10 protein-coding genes are annotated in these 18703 nt (G+C 39.6%); 7 read left to right on the top strand and 3 right to left on the bottom strand.

The window, feature by feature from the left end:
* Nucleotides 1–339 precede the first annotated feature (339 nt).
* From H148_RS0104945 to H148_RS18800, 5 genes are all read left to right on the top strand, one after another.
* On the top strand, nt 340–3675 hold the full coding sequence (locus tag H148_RS0104945) for a CRTAC1 family protein (protein ID WP_029033816.1): 3336 nt from the start codon (nt 340–342) through the stop codon (nt 3673–3675).
* Between the two features lie 130 nt (nt 3676–3805).
* On the top strand, nt 3806–6838 hold the full coding sequence (locus tag H148_RS0104940; RefSeq protein ID WP_029033815.1) for a SusC/RagA family TonB-linked outer membrane protein: 3033 nt from the start codon (nt 3806–3808) through the stop codon (nt 6836–6838).
* 12 nt (nt 6839–6850) lie between these two features.
* Complete coding sequence (locus tag H148_RS0104935) at nt 6851–8317, top strand: RagB/SusD family nutrient uptake outer membrane protein (RefSeq protein ID WP_029033814.1); 1467 nt, start codon at nt 6851–6853, stop codon at nt 8315–8317.
* A gap of 95 nt (nt 8318–8412) precedes the next feature.
* On the top strand, nt 8413–9816 hold the full coding sequence (locus H148_RS17240) for a glycoside hydrolase family 2 protein (RefSeq protein WP_245583386.1): 1404 nt from the start codon (nt 8413–8415) through the stop codon (nt 9814–9816).
* Nucleotides 9755–10222: a hypothetical protein gene (locus H148_RS18800; RefSeq protein WP_245583385.1), complete on the top strand. Its 468-nt coding sequence runs from the start codon at nt 9755–9757 to the stop codon at nt 10220–10222. The genes H148_RS17240 and H148_RS18800 overlap by 62 nt, the downstream gene beginning before the upstream one ends.
* A 97-nt stretch (nt 10223–10319) precedes the next feature.
* Here the strand turns inward: H148_RS18800 and H148_RS0104925 are convergent, their stop codons facing one another.
* Nucleotides 10320–12845 (bottom strand): glycoside hydrolase family 9 protein, encoded by a 2526-nt coding sequence (locus tag H148_RS0104925; protein WP_051286183.1) that lies wholly within the window; start codon nt 12843–12845, stop codon nt 10320–10322.
* A 129-nt stretch (nt 12846–12974) separates the two neighbouring features.
* Here H148_RS0104925 and H148_RS17235 point away from each other — a divergent pair, with 129 nt between their 5' ends.
* Both H148_RS17235 and H148_RS0104915 read left to right on the top strand, forming a co-directional pair.
* Nucleotides 12975–15119, top strand: a complete 2145-nt coding sequence (locus tag H148_RS17235; protein WP_051286180.1) for a thioredoxin domain-containing protein — start codon at nt 12975–12977, stop codon at nt 15117–15119.
* Between the two features lie 216 nt (nt 15120–15335).
* A complete protein-coding gene (locus tag H148_RS0104915; protein WP_029033812.1) occupies nt 15336–16307 on the top strand; it encodes a type I phosphomannose isomerase catalytic subunit in 972 nt (323 codons plus the stop codon).
* A gap of 77 nt (nt 16308–16384) precedes the next feature.
* On the opposite strand, the gene H148_RS0104910 is transcribed toward H148_RS0104915, so the two are convergent.
* Both H148_RS0104910 and H148_RS0104905 read right to left on the bottom strand, forming a co-directional pair.
* A complete protein-coding gene (locus H148_RS0104910; RefSeq protein ID WP_029033811.1) occupies nt 16385–17275 on the bottom strand; it encodes an SMP-30/gluconolactonase/LRE family protein in 891 nt (296 codons plus the stop codon).
* 48 nt (nt 17276–17323) lie between these two features.
* Nucleotides 17324–18703 (bottom strand): sialate O-acetylesterase, encoded by a 1380-nt coding sequence (locus H148_RS0104905; RefSeq protein WP_029033810.1) that lies wholly within the window; start codon nt 18701–18703, stop codon nt 17324–17326.

The raw sequence follows: 18703 nt of genomic DNA, 5'->3' as shown, positions 1-18703 counted from the left end.
TTGTGGTTTGACAAAGATATAAGAGAAATAGGAACTGTTTCATTTATTGTAAGACCATGAAGAGGTTTTGTACTAGTAATACTTTTCTAGGGAACTAATGCTTATTTTCGGCTAATTTTTAAGATGTCACTCTATTTGCCATAAGTGCAAAGGGCTGGGGAGAACAGGTAAAAGATTTCCTGCTTTTATTTCGGCTAACAGGTTATTAAAACTCACTGAATCAGGTAACTCATCAACACGTGGTTCAATTTTTTTTTAAATTTTGTTTCAGGAAATTAGGAATTCCATACATTGCATCCTAATTTTATGTTAATAACATTACTCTTAAATTGTAGTAATATGAGATTTTTTTTAAAGACAGTAGTAGTAGCGACTTTAATTGTACTAAGTAGTTGTAATAAAGAGAAAGATGTAGTGGCATCTAAATCTTCAGAACCTGAAATTTTTCGAAATATTTCTTCGGAAAGTTCCGCAATCGATTTCAGTAATAATTTAACCGAAAGTGATTCTTTGAATTACTTTAATTATTCCTATATATATATGGGTGGAGGTGTTGCGGCCGGAGATATAAATAATGATGGCCTGGAGGATCTTTATTTTACTGGTAACCAGGTACCCAATAAGCTTTATCTTAATAAAGGGAACCTTGAATTTGAAGATATCTCTGAAGCTGCAGGGGTTGCCGGAGACGACAGATGGTATACCGGAGTTACAATGGCCGATGTGAATGGGGATGGTTACCTCGATATTTATCTCTCTGTAGGCGGGAAATATGAACCTAAGAATAATCAGCTTTTCATCAATAATGGCGATGGGACTTTTGAGGAAAAAGCGCAGGAATATGGCCTGGATGATCCCGGAAACAGTGTGCAGACTACCTTTTTTGACTATGATAAGGACGGCGATCTTGATGCTTACATTGCCAACTATCCCCCAACTAGATTCGATTCTCCTAATTTTATTTACGAGTATAAAATGAAGAATGTCAGCGATCTCGAATCTGATCATTTATTGAGAAACGACGGTGGTAAATTTACAGATGTTACAGATGAGGCGGGAGTACGAAGCTTCGGATTGTCATTGTCTGCGACTGTTGCCGATTTAAATAACGACAGCTGGCCCGACATATACATTTCTAACGACTTTAGTTCTCCCGATTTTTTATATATGAACAACGGAGACGGAACCTTTAGAGAGGTTGTCAAAGAATCAACTTCACATACTGCATTTTTTGGCATGGGTGTGGACATTGCGGATTATAATAATGATGGGAATCTGGATATATATCAGGTAGATATGTCGGCCAGGAAGAACAGAAGACAGAAAGCCAATATGGCGAGTATGAACCCAGACCTGTTTTGGAGCACTGTTGATGCCGGTTTCCATTATCAATATATGCAAAATACTCTTCAAACTAATACGGGAGTTTTTGAAGATGAGAATCCGTTTTTTGCCGATCTGGCGCGAATAACAGGATCTGCTTCTACAGACTGGAGTTGGGGACCTTTGTTTGCAGATTTTAATAATGATGGGCACAAGGATTTATTTGTGACGAATGGAACAAGAAGAGAGATTAATAATAATGACTACTTTAATAGCCTTAAGGATACCAGGATGGCCACGGAAAATCAACTGGAAAAAAGTTTAAATATTCCGTCGGAAAAAGTAGATAACTTCATGTTTGAGAACAAAGGAGATCTATCTTTTGAAATTGCAAATGAAAAATGGGGTATTGAATTTGAAGGTTGGTCCAATGGTGTTGTGTATGCAGATTTAGATAACGATGGGGATTTGGAAATTGTCATTAATAACATTGATGATAAAGCTTCTTTCTTCGCAAATACAAGTTCTGAACACAATAATTTCGTCCAGATACAATTTGAAGGCAATGAAAAAAACGCTTTTGGACTGGGCACACGGGCTTATGTAAAAGCAAACGGAATGGAACAAATGCAGGAGCTTACTCTTACAAGAGGTTTCCAGTCTTCTGTAGCTCCTCAATTACATTTCGGTTTAGCACAAGCTGAAGTTGTTGATGAAATAAGAATAGTCTGGCCCAATGGAAAGGCCGAGATCGTGAAAGATGTGGAAGCTAATCAGCGACTCACTTTCAATTATTTAAATGCAACGGAAATGCCAGAAGAGGAACTCATCAAAAATGATCTTCTTTTTGCAACAGTAAAGGATACTATTTCATTCCCACAGTATCAACATGTTGAAAATGAGTACAATGATTTTGTGAAAGAGGTTCTTTTGCCTCACCGTACCTCTACTTTTGGACCGGGTGCCGCAGTAGGGGATCTTAATGGAGATGGCAGGGAGGATTTATTTGTTGGGGCTGCTTCGACTTATGAAGCAGGTCTGTATTTTCAAACTGCATCCGGTTTTGAAAAAAAGAGTAGTCCAGCATTTCAGCAGGATAAAATATATGAAGACTTAGGCGCATTAATATTTGATGCCAATGATGATGGACATAATGATATTTATGTGGTAAGTGGTGGAAACGAATTCGAACCAAACTCAGAATATTTACAGGACAGGTTGTACATTAATGATGGTCAGGGTAATTTCGAGAGAGATGAATCAGCGCTACCAGAAATGCGCACCAGTGGATCCAGGGTTTATCAAGCTGATTTCGATAAAGATGGTAAAGAAGATTTGTTAGTACTGGGACGGCTGGTTCCCGGAAATTATCCTTTGCCTGCAAAATCTTACATTCTTAAAAACGTGGGGGAGAATGGAAAAGCTAAATATAAGGATATTACTAAAAATATAGCTCCGGAGTTTCAGTCGTTAGGTATGGCTACCAGTGCGGAAATTTTAGATTTTGATCAGGACGGATGGGAAGACATAGTTGTAGTAGGAGAATGGATGCCTATACGGGTTTTTAAAAATTCTGAAAAAGGCTTTACAGAAGTTTCAGAAGAGCTTGGATTAACAGATACTACCGGATGGTGGTGGAGCATCAAATCAGGGGATTTTGACCAGGATGGTGATCAGGATTTTATTGTTGGCAATCTTGGCCGCAATTATAAATATTCGGCCAATGAAGATGAGACATTTGACATTTATTTTAATGATTTTGATGAAAATAATAAGCAGGATATCGTTCTGAGTTATTATAATGATGGGGAAAAATTTCCTCTAAGGGGACGAGAGTGTTCTTCTCAGCAGATTCCGGGAATAAAGAATAAATTTCCAGATTATCAATCTTTTTCGACTGCAACTCTTGAGGATGTTTATACTAAAGAAGAACTGGAGAATTCCCTTCATTACCAGGTTAAATCCTTTGCAAGCGTTTATCTTGAGAACAGAGACGGAAAATTCGTGCAGCATGAACTTCCTTCCGGTGCCCAGATTTCATCAATAAACCAGATTCTTATTGATGATTATGATAAGGATGGAAATCTTGATGCTTTGATTGCCGGGAACCTTTTTTGGTCAGAAGTAGAGACAACAAGGAATGATGCCGGCTATGGTATGTTTTTAAAAGGTGATGGAGCTGGTAATTTTGAAGGAGTCAATGCGTCAGAGAGTGGCTTTTTTGTTCCAGGCGATGTCAAAGATATGTTAAGATTAAATTTCGGGCAAAAAGATATAATTGTTGCAATTAAAAACAGTGACTTATTACAATTTGTGGAGGTAAACGAGGATGATTTCTCAGAAATTCAATAGACGGTTCTTGTAATATTTGAGGGGCTACACAGCGTTTTCCTTATAGGTTTGTTAATTTTTTATCGAAACCGATTGCGTATTGGAAATGTTTTTTATACATTTATCTCTAACTAACTTACAACCAATTAATATGAGAAAAAATCACTTAAAAAGTAGTTTGTACTTTTTATTCTTCCTATGCTCTGGATTAATTTCGGCACAGGAAGTAATAACAGGAACAGTTACTGACGCAACTGGTCCACTTCCCGGAGTGAACGTGGTGCTGGAAGGAACAACCATAGGAACTGTAACAGGTTTTGATGGAAATTATATCCTGGAAATCGATGAAGATCTGGGACCTGATGCCAGGTTAATTTTTAGCTACATTGGATTTGAGACACAGCAAGTAGCAATAAATGGTCGGTCTGTTGTTGATGTAAATATGGTTGCCGATGCAGAAGCATTGGACGATGTTGTGATCGTAGGATATGGTACCCAGTCCAGAGCTGAGGTTACCGGAGCCATTTCAAGTATAGATAGTGAAGCAATTAGCAGTCTTCCGGTAGCCACTGCAGAGCAAGCCTTGCAGGGTAGGGCTGCAGGAGTTACCGTAATTAATTCTGGTGCCCCGGGAAATTCACCGGCAGTGAGGATTAGAGGACTGGCCACGCCTAATAATAATGACCCGTTATATGTAATAGATGGTGTTATAGCAGGTGGATTAGGTAGTCTTAACCCAAATGACATTCAAAACGTACAGGTTTTGAAAGATGCTTCCACTACTGCTGTTTACGGTTCAAGAGGTGCGAATGGTGTCGTACTGGTAACCACTAAATCCGGAAAAGCTTCTCAGGAAGCCCAGCTAAGCCTTGATGCTTATTCGGGGGTGCAATTTCTTACCAACCGTTACGACCTACTAAATACCGAGCAATACATACAGTATGCAAGGGAGATAGCAGATCCTATCCCGCCCCGTATTACAGATCCTCAATATGCAGATTTCCTGGATAATGAAACAGACTGGCAGGATGAAATTTTTAGAACTGGAGTTCTAAAAAGCATTACACTGGGTCTTTCCGGAGGTAATGAAAGCAGTAACTATAGATTTTCAGGAGGTTACCTTAATCAGGAGGGTGCCTTAATTGAAACAGAATATGAAAGATTTAACTTTAGATCTAATAGTAATTTTAATTTTGGAAGACTTCGCTTTGGACAAACATTAAATGAGGCTCTTACTGCGCAGAATCCTGAACGATCCGATGGTGGTAGATCAGTTTTAGAACACGCAATTAAATCGGCACCTTATTTACCTGTCTATAATCCCGAAAACAGAGGAGGTTTTCAAGGTCCAAATACGGTAATTGATGGTCAGGATGCTGCAAACCCGGTTCGGGTGCAAACATTAGGTAGTGCTTTAAATAGAGGACTTACTATTTTAGGTAGTCTTTTTGCGGAATATGAAATAGTTGATGGACTTGTTTTTAAAAGCCAGGCAGGTTTAGATTATTACAAGTACAATGATGAAATTTTTATTCCTTCTTTTAATGATGACAGCGCGGGAGCAACCGGGGCAATAGGTTTTGCTCAAATTACTAAGAACAGCGGGACAAATCAATCCCTCACCCTTACTAATAGTTTAACCTATAAGTTTGATGTTGCAGATGTACACAATTTTGAGATTCTGGCTTTAGCTGAAGATCAAAGAATTGATAGTGAAAGTTTAAATGCGAGTAGCCAGAATCCTATTACTGATGATGTGGAAGAATTGTCTTTAAATCAGGCAGGATTGACTTCAGCATCTTCAGAATATAGAAGAGTAGGGTTTTTAGGCCGGATAAATTATAATTATGATCAAAAATATCTTTTAGCCGGTTCTTTCCGTAGAGATGCTTCTTCCCGCTTTGGTGGCAATAATCGTTGGGGGAACTTCTGGTCTGTTGCTGCAGGATGGAATGTAGCAAAAGAAAGTTTTATGGAAGATTCAGATATTAATAACCTGAAAATTAGAGGAAGTTGGGGTACAACCGGTAACGATTTGATTGGAAATTATCGTTATGCATCAACATTGGTAACAAGTTTCCTCTATCCAATTGGAGGTGCAGCCCTTGAAGGTACTACCGCTGAAGGTCTACCTAATCCAAACCTTAAATGGGAAGAAGTTACTATGAAAAATATTGGGGTGGATATAGGTGTATTTGATAACACCTTTACAGCTTCCCTGGAATATTATAGTAACCGTAGTGATGATCTTCTTTATGAATTACCATTGCCTTTAAGTTTGGGGTATAATGTCTCTACATTAGCGTCCAATGTTGGGTCTGTAAAAACCAATGGATTCGAGGCTGATTTAGGTTATAATGATTATAATGGAGATTTTACCTGGTCTGCTAACTTAAACCTGGGAACCAGTGATAATGAAGTGCTTTCTATAGGAAGCCTGACGGAGGTTCCGGGAGGATTTTTTGAAAACGAATACCTTACAAGAATTGCTCCGGGAGAAGCTTTATTCCATTTCTATGGTTTAAGAACAGATGGGATTTACCAGAATCAAGCAGAAGTGGATGCTGTGTTTACAGCGAACCCAGATCAAACAGCTGTGGAACCGGGAGATATCCGTTTTGTAGATATTAACGGCGATGGTACTATTAATGCCGCAGATAAAACGGTAATAGGAAATCCCTATCCAACATTTACCATGGGACTCAGTTTAAATGCTCAATATGGAAATTTTGATGCCTCTATATTTATTCAGGGAGCCTATGGACAGGATATTTATAATACAAATTTATATGACCTTGAGGGGATGCCGAGATTATTTAACAGTGGCGTGGCTGTTCTGGACAGATGGACCGGAGAAGGTACATCGAATACAATACCACGTGCTTTGGGAGCTCCGCAAAATCTTGGTGCATCAGACCGCTTTGTAGAGGATGGATCTTATACCAGACTTAAAAATTTAAATATTGGGTATACTTTTGATGATGATATTTTCGGTGACTCGATAGCTGACTTAAGAATATATTTAAGTGGACAGAATTTAATTACTTTAACAGATTATTCTGGTCTGGACCCCGAAATAGGTGTTGATAATGTTTTATTCCAGGGAACCGGAGCTATAGGTATAGACAGAGGGTTATATCCTCAACCTACTTCTATAACATTTGGTGTTCAACTAGGATTTTAAAAAAAAATAATTATGAAAAAAATAAAAATAATTTTAACGGTCTTTCTTGCAATATTCATTGTGAATGGATGTAATGAAGAAGATTTTGAACTAACGAATCCGAGCGGTCTTTCACCTGAAACATATTTTAGGACTGAAGCCCAGGTCCAGTCTGCAGTAAATGCTGTATATGCTAACTTGCAGACAATTGGTTTGTACACCAGAACTTATTTCTTTGCGATGGATCTTATGTCCCGTGAAGCTTTGGGGAATCCTCAGCTAGAAGCAGACAAGAGAGTTTATCTTGAATGGTCTTTTGATGCAAGTCATGCTCCAATTAGCTGGTACTGGGATTCCGCTTACAGAGGAATTAATAAAGCAAATTTTGTCATTAATAATGAGGAAAGAATTGATGCTATTCCATCTTCTCTTTTGACTGAAGAGAAAAAAGATAAATTTATTGGGGAAGCCAAGTTTTTAAGAGCTTTTTATTATTTTATATTAGTGACCCGTTTTGGTGATATACCGTTAATTACCACAATTCCTGAAAGTGGAGAGGGCTTCCCTCGTGCTCCCAAGGAAGAGGTTTACGATCAAATTGAAGCAGATCTTATTGACGCAACGCAGTTATTACTTCCTAAAGAAGCGACTGAGGACGGTAGAGCTGACAGAGGTGCTGCTTATGCACTCTTAGGAAAGGCGTACTTATATCAGGAACAATATCAGGAAGCTCTCGACGCGTTTAATGAAATTTATGGGGAGTATTCCCTCGAAGAAGATTACTTTGCTAATTTCAGGGAAGAAGATGAATTTGGACCGGAATCTATTTTTGAAATTCAGTTTGATGATGATTTAGGTAACTCTGCAGTTTGGAATTCCAATGCAGCAGGTGAAGATGCGAATGAAGTTACCTTCCGTGGCCAGGAATATGGATTTAATGACTGGTTTAATGCGTACCCGTCAGATGATCTTCTGGATGAATATGAAGAAGGTGATATCAGGTTTGATGAAACTTTCTATGTTGTTGGAGACACATTTGCAGGTGGAGTTATTGAAGAACTTCCTCTTGACAGAAATGCAGCCTGGAGAAAATATCAGAATTATTACAAAGATGTTAATGAGGACATGGCTTCGGGAATTAATTTTAAAGTAATAAGATACGCTGACGTTCTGTTGATGATGGCTGAAGCCGCCAATGCTCTTGGTATGCAGGAGGAAGCTATAGGATACATTAATCAGGTTAGAGAACGGGCAGAGTTGCCATTACTGGATTTAGATCTTGTTCAGGACGAGGTATTTGATGCCATAGTACATGAAAGGTTCGTTGAATTAGCCGGTGAACAAGTACGTTTCCCTGACCTTGTGAGATGGGGACTTGCTGCCGATTATCTTGGGGAATATGGTTTTCAGGAAGGAATAAACGAAATCTGGCCTATTCCTAATGATGAAATCGTGTCAAATGAGGCTATAGGACCGGAAGATCAGAATCCCGGATACTAATAAATTTAATATGTAAAATTGAAGCCCTTTCATTAAATTGAAGGGGCTTTTTTCATCTTACAGGTTTCTTTAATACTTTTAAAATATTAGATTATATGAAACATTTATTCATTTGTGTGTCACTTATTTTTACCACGATTTCCTCTATAAGCGTTTCTGCTCAGACCTTGATTCAGAATGTGGAAAACAGAGAAAAATTAAATCTTAATGGTCGCTGGAATTATATCGTAGACCCCTATCGAATGGGTTACCTGGACTACAGGCAGGAACCTTTCGATGAAAGCCCTTCTGGTAAAGGAGGTTTCTATGAAAATCTCAACGAAGGGAATGCTCCGGGTCGGATAGAGTACAATTTTGACCTTTCACCTACGTTGAAGGTGCCAGGGGACTGGAATTCTCAGGAGGAGAATCTCGAATTGTACGAAGGAACTTTGTGGTATAAAAGAGATTTTACGATTTTTCCGGATGAGGATAACCGGTATTTTATACATTTTGGGGCCGTGAATTATGAAGCTCACGTTTACCTGAATGGTGAGAAACTAGGAATCCATAAAGGAGGTTTTACACCTTTTCAATTTGAGGTGACAAATAATTTACAGGACGGTGAAAACTTCCTGGTGGTGATGGTAGATAATACCAGAAAGCAGGATGAAGTTCCTACAGTGAATACCGATTGGTGGAACTATGGTGGTATTACAAGAGATGTAAACCTTGTAATTACACCCGCAACTTTCATATCCGATTACAAGGTTCAATTGGCAGATAACATTCCTAACCTAATTAAAGGTCATATTCAATTAGATGGTGATTCCGGAAAGAATTCTGTTGAAGTTGAAATTCCTGAACTTGAAATAAGAAAAGTTTTTGATACCGATGCATCAGGAAAAGTTGAATTTGAAGTTCCTGTAGATGATGTGAGGTATTGGTCTCCCATGGATCCTAAGCTCTATACCGTAACTATTTCTTTAGAAAACGAAAGTATTAGTGATCAGATTGGCTTTAGAACCATAGAAACAGTGGGCAAAAATATCTTACTGAACGACAAATCCATTTTTCTCAAAGGAATTTCAATTCATGATGAAAATCCATTGATTGAAGGAAGACTGAGAACAGAAGGCGATATGAGGATGATGTTGCAGTGGGCAAAAGATTTGGGATGCAATTTTGTTCGGTTGGCCCACTACACGCATAACGAAACAATGATACGCCTGGCAGACGAAATGGGACTAATGGTATGGGCAGAAATCCCTGTGTATTGGACAATTTCCTGGGAAAACGAAGCAACATATCGGAATGCTGAGAGTCAATTAATAACGACAATAGAAAGAGATAAAAACAGGGCAAGTGTGATTATTTGGTCAGTTGGGAATGAAACGCCGGTCACAGAAGCCAGGAATACATTCATGGGTAATCTGGTATCAAAAGCAAGGAGTTTGGATGACACGGCTTGTTGCTGCTGCCCTGGAAGTAGAGCGAGAGGGCTACACAATAAAAGTTGATGATTCTTTAGGGGAAAAGCTGGATCTCGCCAGTTTTAATGAGTATGGAGGCTGGTACTGGGAAAAACCAGAAGAATTGTCGAAATATAATTTTGATATTCAGTTTGATAAACCTGTAGTGATTACAGAATTTGGCGGTGGAGCATTGGCAGGTTTCCACGGCGATAAAAATACCATGTGGAGTGAGGAGCATCAGGAATTTCTTTATGAAGAGCAGTTAAAAATGCTGACTAAGATTGACGGATTAAGAGGTATGACTCCGTGGATACTTGTAGATTTTAAATCTCCGAGAAGGCAACATCCGGTTTACCAGAACTTCTGGAATAGAAAAGGATTAATTTCTGAAACCGGCGAAAAAAAGAAAGCATTTTTTGTACTCCAGGAATATTATCAAAGTTTGAATTAAACTATTAAAGCAATAAAAATTCGGAGTTACCCAACTCCGGATTTTTATGTTTTAACTCTATCAATCTTATAATTTTCATATCCCGTTTTAAAGTCCTCTATTCATTCAAAAGGGAATTTACAGCATTTACGAGGTAAATGTAAGTTGAGCCTACACTTATAACATATTCATTTTGTCCCCAAAGGAATGGCCAATCTTCTCTGTTCTCGGGAAAGTCTGGCTTAAGGATCAATACCCCGGGCACTACTCCACCTGCAATAAAAGAAAAATCTGCGCGGTTCATCCCGTATGCAACTTTTTTGGATCTGGTTCCAACTCCGGAAACAAATGAGATAGAGGAATCAGGATGAGTTCCATAAATATAGTTTAATCCCTTAAAAACATATTCCTTGTCAATAAGATCTGGAAAAGCTTTGTGAAGCAGGTAATTATTCATTGCAAAAGAAATCACCTGTCCGTTTCCTGCCCAGCCGCCACGACCAATTGGTACACCAAATGGATTTTCCTCATAATGTGCATCCAGCTCACTCTGGTAAGCTTTTGTTCTTTCCCTCATCTTCTTCTCAAAAGAATTGTCCATAAAAGGAATTACCCTGGTAGCGCGACCGGCATGAGAAGCAAAATTAGTATCAATAACCGGCCACATTTCAGCAATACGATCGCCGTATTTTTGGTCTTTTGTTGCAAGTAAGAGTTCTACAGCTGCTTTTAGCTCTTCATCTTCTAATCTTCCTCCCGTGGTGTTGCCATGATGGAAAAGATCGGGCTCCTTAGCATGTTCTTCGTCCCAAACTCTTTTTGCAGTATTAAGAGATTCTTCTGCCAGTGCATCATTATAACCTTTAAGCACTCTGCTGGCCGCAGCAAGAGCGGCTATTGATCCATAGTTTAAAGGGGTAGATTTACTCGTGAACGCCCACCTGTCATCGAACTTACCACTTCTGTAACCGTCAGATTCAAGGGAATCCATGCTTTTGTCGTAGATAAGATTATCTGTCATCGTTAGGCCGTCACCCAGATGAGTGTACTGGGAGATATCAGGAACAATGATCCCGGGAATAGCATGACCTACGGCTCTATGCTGTGCAATTAAAGCCAGGGTCCCATGCTGGATTTGCTGAAGCATATCCGGCTCTCCATCAGGATTATGAATATCCACATATTTGGCTTCATAATCAACCAGGGTCTGATCGCGCTGAAGATTAAAATCTTCGTAAGCATATACTAAATTATTTACTACGTAGTAATGGGTTTGGGTTCTAATATCATAGTCTCCGGCATCGTACCAGCCTCCAATATTTAACCCGGGAATATGTTCCCCGGGCTCATATTGAGTATCTGTTGTTGGTCCCTGGGCATAGAGATCAAAGTGTACATGATTTACCGGTGCCTGTAAAGCATCATCTAAATGGGAAGCACCATGCCACACGCGGTAAGCCTCATTAACAAGCATGTGGTCCATTTGAACGGGGAAAAAAATGTCGTTTGTAGGATACCATGCGTCCTCATAAATGTTTTCACCTATTATAAACGGCGCGGTGGTTTCTTCCCCGTAACTAATTACATATGTGCCCGGCTCTCTTACTTCAGAAAAATCATAGTGTAAGTAGTTGTACCGGGTATATTGCCCCCATCTGGAAAGTTCACCTGTTTGCACATTCACTTTTTCGCCTTCTTCGGAAATTTTGTGAAGAGTGGCAGTTTCTTCAGGCGTAGCATTTTTATCCAATTCAATTACGGCTACTTTTTTCTGGTCGGGATGATATCCAACCTGGGAATGTGCAATTACAGGTTTACGGGTCCATCCCGGAATGGAGTTTGGAGTTATAAACCATTCCAAAACTTTTCCTGTTTTATCTTCCGGGAGCAGGCTTCTTACCACGAACCAGCCATTTTGTGCCTTGTCCCTTCCGTCGTGCAGCATTAATTCGGCACTTTCTGAAGTTATGGTTACCCTACGCTCGGGATCTTCCGGTGCCAATACAAGTTTTTGACCTGTAGCCATGGGTTTTGGTGAAGTGTAGCCGGTATGATCTTTTTTCATATCACTACTTGGATATAGCGGAAAAATATCTGCCTTTCCATCCATGTAATAGGTTTTTTCCCAATAAGCGGAAGGAATAAATTCCAGATTTAAACCGGCTCTTCCAACAAGGGCTTGGGGGACGGGCTCCTCCAGGTGCACACTTAGAATAACACCATTACCTTTAGCTTCGGCACGAATCATATATTCAAAATCGTAGTCGGGGTATTCCTGGTAGGTCTCGATTCGCCCGTTTGCCTGATCAACTATTCTTTCAGAAAAAGTAGGGATGGCATCCCATTGTTCAGGAGTGGCATGTAGTCTTACATCGCCATTGGTAGCCGTGCGCTCCCCAAAATGTATAATTTCAATGCCGCTTATTTTTGAATCACTAAAAAGACCATTGTACCAGTTGCTAAAGGCAAGGATATTCACCCCCGGTGCTTCAAAATACTCTTCCTCATTTAATTCCAGATCGGTTTTCTGGGCAAATAATGAAGGCAAGGAGAATAAAAAAATAAAAAGAAGAAGAAAAGCTCTCGGCCGTTTTAGCGGATAATAAGTCTGCTTTTTTTTTGAAATAAAATAGTAGTTTTCCATAGGGGACTTGTTTATAATGGTTCTCAAATCGAAGTATCGGTTCAAAGGACGCAATCGGTTCCGTTGAATATAATTAATTTGTTTAAAACCTCTTATATTTATCCCATAAAAATTTTATGTGAAATTGTTATGCCAATCAGAATAAACTTGAAACTTCCGTTGTTAATCATTTTGATTTGCAGCATAACAGCATGTAAAGATGACCCAAAAGAAGAGAATGTCAAAAGAAGTCGTCTTGCCGATGCCAGTAGTCCTTACTTAAGGGGGCACGCAGACAATCCCGTTGACTGGTATGAATGGGGACCTGAAGCTCTTGAGAAAGCCAAAGAAGAGGACAAGCCTATAGTTATTAGTGTTGGTTATGCTTCCTGTCACTGGTGCCATGTCATGGAAAGGGAGAGTTTTATGGATACCAGCGTGGCTGCGATTATGAACCGGGATTTTATATCTATTAAAATTGACCGTGAGGAGCGGCCGGACATTGATAAGATTTATATGAATGCCGCACAGCTATTGAATGGTAGCGGTGGCTGGCCATTAAATGCAGTAACACTTCCCAACGGAAAACCTTTTTTCGCAGGAACTTATTTTCCACCTGAAGAATGGAAGAATATTTTAACTCAAATTGCCAGGGCTTATAAAGAGAACAGGGAGCCTCTAATTGAAACTGCAAATGCTTTAACCGAAGGTATTAAAAGCACAAATAGCCTGAGTGGCCTTGGGGTGCAGAAGAATGAAATTTCCGAAGCTGAATATCTAACTGTAATGGAAAGCTGGGAGCCCAGGTTTGACAGAGAAAAAGGTGGTTACCTGGAGGAGCAGAAGTTTCCGTTGCCCGTGAGTTGGGATGCTCTTTTACAGCATTACTACCTTACTGAAGATGAGGAAGTGCTGGAAATAGTGAAAACTACCTTGGATAACATGGCCCGGGGAGGAATTTACGATCAACTTGGTGGTGGGTTTTCCAGATATACCATAGATCCTGAATGGCTAATTCCGCATTTTGAAAAAATGCTTTATGATAATGCACAATTGATTAGTCTATACTCCAAAGCTTATAAAGTTATTCCTTCAGAAGAATATAAAACGGTTATAGAGGAGAGTATTAAGTTTGTGGAGCGGAGATTGGCCAATGATGAAGGTGGTTTTTATTCTTCATTGAATGCAGATACCGACGGGGAAGAAGGCAAATATTACGTGTGGTCTACCGAAGAACTTCGCGGGATATTAAATCCTTCTGAAGTTGAGTTGGTCACGAACTACTACAACATCGAACCTTATGGGAATTGGGAAAGAGGAAAAAATATTCTTTATCACAGGTTTTCCCCGGAAGAGTTTGCCCGGGAAGAAGTTTTGGATTACAACAAGTTTAAAACATCTCTGGATAATGCTAAGGAAAAGCTGCTAAAAGCAAGGCAAAATAGAAATAAACCAACTGTTGATGACAAATCCCTGACATCCTGGAATGCACTCATGGTCGATGCTTATCTTAATGCTTATTTAGCTCTCGGTAATCCCGAATATCTGGAAAATGCAGTAAAAGGTGCCGAATTTTTAAGTGAAAAAATGCTAAAGTCAGATTATAGCTTGTGGAGAAGTTATAAAGATGGAGAAAGCGGGATAAATGCTTTTCTGGATGATTACGCCTTGTTGAGTCAGGCTTACATTAATCTTTACCAGGTTACGTTCGATATTGAATGGTTGCAGAAAGCACAGAATATTATTGACTACGCAATTAGTCATTTCAAAGAGGAGGGAAGTAGTATGTTTTATTATACTTCCGATGATCACAATAACCTTGTCGCAAGAAAAATGGAACTGGATGATAACGTAATTCCTTCTTCCAACTCAGTCATGGCACAAAATCTTTATGTCCTCGGTACGCTTTTGGAAAATGAAAGATATTTAATCATGAGTGAAGAAATGCTTGGCCAAATGTATGACCAGGTAATGGAAGATCCTTCTTTTTATGCCAATTGGACAAAATTAATCGGCACAAAAGCTTTTGGAGCATATGAAATTGCCATTGTAGGCAAGGATGCTCAACAGAAGAATTTTCATGTTCAGAAAGAGTATTTGCCAACATCCATTTTTATGGGAGGCAAAGAGGAAAATCTACCACTCCTAAAAAGCAAACTGATAGAAGGAAAAACGCTTATTTACGTATGCCAGAATAAAACCTGCAAATATCCTGTTGCTTTAGCAGCGGAAGCTATTGACATTATAGAAAACTACCGCACCGGTACGGAAGAGAATAGTAGCATCTGGAACTAATTTTTCTCGGGAGAAGTTAAGAAAATACGGAAATAATATATATCTGAACTAAACTAAAGATGTCTGATTCTAATTTAGAAACTCTTTTGACCAGGAGGGGGGCATGGGAATGTATTTTGCAGATTTTATAAATCATTTTAAATTAGTTAGAACCTTAATTCCTGTGAGATCAATTCCTGCAGCAATAACTATCTTTGTTGTTTTAAAGAATATTAAATGCTGAATTACCCAATCCGATTTGAACCCATTCTTAAGGAAAAGATCTGGGGTGGAAATAAATTGAAACAAATTCTAAATAAGGCTTCAACTTCCGAAAATACCGGCGAAAGCTGGGAAATTTCGGGTGTTAAGGGTGATATATCTGTTGTCGGAAATGGTTCTTTAAAAGGGCAGACTTTAAATGCCCTTTTAGAGGAGTATAAAGAGCGACTGTTAGGGGAGAAGAACTACAAAAAGTTTGGTGCCGAATTTCCCCTTTTGATCAAGTTTATAGATGCCAAAACCGAACTTTCTGTTCAGTTGCATCCACATGACAACATTGCCAAAAAGCGGCACAATTCCTTTGGAAAGACCGAAATGTGGTACATCATGCAGGCAGATGAAGGGGCAGAGATCAACGTAGGTTTCAAAAAGAGCATTTCCAAAGAGGATTATCTTGAGCACCTCAATTGTGGAAAGATCACCGATTTACTGAACTTTGAAAAAGTGGAAAAAGGAGATTCCTTCTTTATCAACACCGGCAAAGTTCACGCCATTGGCGCCGGAGTTCTCTTAGCTGAAATCCAGCAAACTTCAGATATTACCTATCGAATTTACGATTGGGATAGGGTGGACGATCAGGGGAAGTCCCGGGAACTTCATACAGATCTTGCTCTGGACGCGATAGATTTTGAGAAAAAGGAGGATTTCAAGTTGAAATATTCCCGGGTAGAGAATAAGTCTTCTAGTATTGCCGCCTGTGAATACTTTACCACCAATTTTCTTCCTGTAAAGGGGAATATAATCCAGGATTATTCAGGTTTGGATTCCTTCGTGATTTATATGTGTGTAAGCGGGGAGGCTGAGATCTGTGTTGATGGTAATTCAGAAAGAATAGTTCAAGGCGAGACGCTTCTTTTTGCCGCAGAGATTACGGAAGTAAAAATAGCTTCTAAAGGGGCAGAACTTCTTGAGGTTTATGTAGCCTAAATCAGAAAGATTAACCTAAAAGACCTTTCAAAAATGCCATTTTGAAAGGTCTTCTTGTAAAATCATTTAAGGTAAAATTACACCCCGCAAACATTCAGCCTTAGACTGAAAAGGGAATCCATGGCCGTGATAAATAAGGTTTTTTTATCCTTCCCACCAAAAGTGACATTGGCAGTCCAGTACTTATCGATTGGAATATGAAGAATTTTCTCTCCCTCTTTGTTAAAGACCGTTACTCCATCTCCGGTGAGGTAAAGGTTTCCCTGCTCGTCTAAGGTCATCCCGTCCGATCCCATTTCAGTAAAAAGCGTTTTCTCTTCCAGTTTTCCATCTTTACCTATGCTGTATTTCCAGGTCTTATTGTCTTCAATATCGGCTACAAATAAGGTTTGGCCATCGGGAGTTCCAATGATCCCATTGGGTTTTACTAAACCATCGGCAGCGATAAAAAATCCTTTACGATTTGGCGTGAGGTAATACACCCGTTGCTCTTTTATAGGTTGTTCGCTGTGAGTCCAGTAATCCCTTTTGTAAAAGGGATCTGTAAAAAAGATTCCGCCGTCGGGAGCGACCCAAAGGTCATTTGGTCCGTTAAGTCTTTTTCCCCGGAATCCTTCAAGCAGAACGGTGACTTCCTTTTTATTGTTAATCTTCCAGATCTCAGAATGTTTATCGGCAGCGGCGTAGAGATTACCTTCAGCGTCAAAGTAAAGTCCGTTTGCCCGACCTGCTTCTTCCATAAAAACAGAAACTTCATTTTTGTCAACAGACCACTTATGTATGCGATTGTTGGGTTGATCTGTGAAATAAACATTCCCCTCAGCATCGGAAGCAGGGCCTTCGGTAAATTCAAATCCGTCAGAAACTAGCTGCAATTCAGCGCCTTCTGATATTAAGTTGTTTTCCTGCGCCCTTCCGGTAACGCTGAATAGAATTGTGACAAAAAACAGGCTGGAGGGTATTTTCATTAATTTACAATTAAGTGGAAAAGATAAGGCTTTCCGGAATTTTATTCTTTATTTAATTTCTTCAGTAAAACTTGAGGCCGGAAGTCCTGCATCATTAAAAATATTTGAGACACTGGTATTTCCCCAGGAATATCTCACTGCTTTTGGATCCTGAATATTTTTTACATCCAGTTCAATAAAATTGTTTTTTAATTTCATCTTCACGGGCTCAAATCTTCCATCTGTCCCTGCCACCTCAAATTGAGACTTTTTATCTTGTGAATTCAGTTCTAGTTCGTCGGCATGAGAAAAATAAATCTGGAGTTTGCTCCCCTTTTTTTCTACCCTCTCAAAAAGGGGAAAATAAGCAGCTGTTTCTTTTTCATAAATTTCATGTAAGGCGAGATTGGCAAAGCGAAGACCCACACCTTTTTTATTGCGCGGGTGGATATCGTCTAAATCACCAATGTCACTGGTCATAACCATGCCCGTTTTTGGCATTTTAAGCACCCTACGCTGTGCATCTCTCACTTTCACACCCGAGAAGTTGTCGCCGTAATCATAAGGAGCTATCTGGGCGTAATAGAAAGGAAATTCATAATTCCATTTTTGGCGCCAGGAATTTATGAGAGCTGAGAAGATCTGTTCATAATGATCTGCATTTTCTGTATTCGATTCTCCCTGATACCAAAGTATACCCGCGAGCTTAAAAGGAGTTAGTGGAGAGATCATGGCGTTATACAACATACCCGGATCTCTCGGTCCATATTCAACTTCAGGTAACATTTTAGCTGCGCGGGAAAGCTCCTCATTTTTCTCTATAATTTCCGCCGGCATCCATACTTCAGCAGGAGTACCGCCCCAACTGGAATTTATAAGGCCTACGGGCACACCAAGCTCTTCGTTAAGTTTTTTTCCGAAGAAATAGGCAACTGCGCTAAAATGCTTCATCGTTTCGGGAGTACTGGCTCTCCATTCTCCATCGAGATCCTGTTGTGGGCATGATGCTGTTCTATTTAGTACAGTAAAAAACCTTATTTGGTCATTTTCTGCACCGGCAATAGCTTCTTCAGCATTATCAATCCCTGCAGCGGCAGTCCATTCCATATTTGATTGGCCGCTTACCAGCCAAACCTCTCCCAAAAGCACGTTTTTGAGCACCACAGTATTATACCCGCTGATGGTGATTTCCTGTGGCTCCCTAACGTCGGGCGTAGAAAGAAGAATTTCCCAGGTTCCATTGTTTCCAACTTTAGTTTGTAAGGTGTCGGCAGCCCAGGTAGTGGATATTCTTACTACTTCTCCGGGTTTCGCCCATCCCCAAATTTTTACTTCATCATTTCGCTGTAAGACCATATTATCTGAAAATATTGAAGGCAGGCTTACATTGGAAAAAGCTTCGACAGTGGACATGAGCGTTAGGAGAATTAAGGAAGTAATTTTTCTCAT

The sequence above is a fragment of the Salinimicrobium terrae DSM 17865 genome, assembly GCF_000424665.1.
GTDB lineage: Bacteria > Bacteroidota > Bacteroidia > Flavobacteriales > Flavobacteriaceae > Salinimicrobium > Salinimicrobium terrae.
This window is presented reverse-complemented; position numbering and strand designations above follow the sequence as displayed.

Coding starts and splice junctions, on each gene's coding strand:
- H148_RS0104945 (WP_029033816.1), top strand. CDS start 340: ATGAGATTTTTTTTAAAGACAGTAGTAGTAGCGACTTTAATTGTACTA.
- H148_RS0104940 (WP_029033815.1), top strand. CDS start 3,806: ATGAGAAAAAATCACTTAAAAAGTAGTTTGTACTTTTTATTCTTCCTA.
- H148_RS0104935 (WP_029033814.1), top strand. CDS start 6,851: ATGAAAAAAATAAAAATAATTTTAACGGTCTTTCTTGCAATATTCATT.
- H148_RS17240 (WP_245583386.1), top strand. CDS start 8,413: ATGAAACATTTATTCATTTGTGTGTCACTTATTTTTACCACGATTTCC.
- H148_RS18800 (WP_245583385.1), top strand. CDS start 9,755: ATGACACGGCTTGTTGCTGCTGCCCTGGAAGTAGAGCGAGAGGGCTAC.
- H148_RS0104925 (WP_051286183.1), bottom strand. CDS start 12,845: ATGGAAAACTACTATTTTATTTCAAAAAAAAAGCAGACTTATTATCCG.
- H148_RS17235 (WP_051286180.1), top strand. CDS start 12,975: ATGCCAATCAGAATAAACTTGAAACTTCCGTTGTTAATCATTTTGATT.
- H148_RS0104915 (WP_029033812.1), top strand. CDS start 15,336: ATGCTGAATTACCCAATCCGATTTGAACCCATTCTTAAGGAAAAGATC.
- H148_RS0104910 (WP_029033811.1), bottom strand. CDS start 17,275: ATGAAAATACCCTCCAGCCTGTTTTTTGTCACAATTCTATTCAGCGTT.
- H148_RS0104905 (WP_029033810.1), bottom strand. CDS start 18,703: ATGAGAAAAATTACTTCCTTAATTCTCCTAACGCTCATGTCCACTGTC.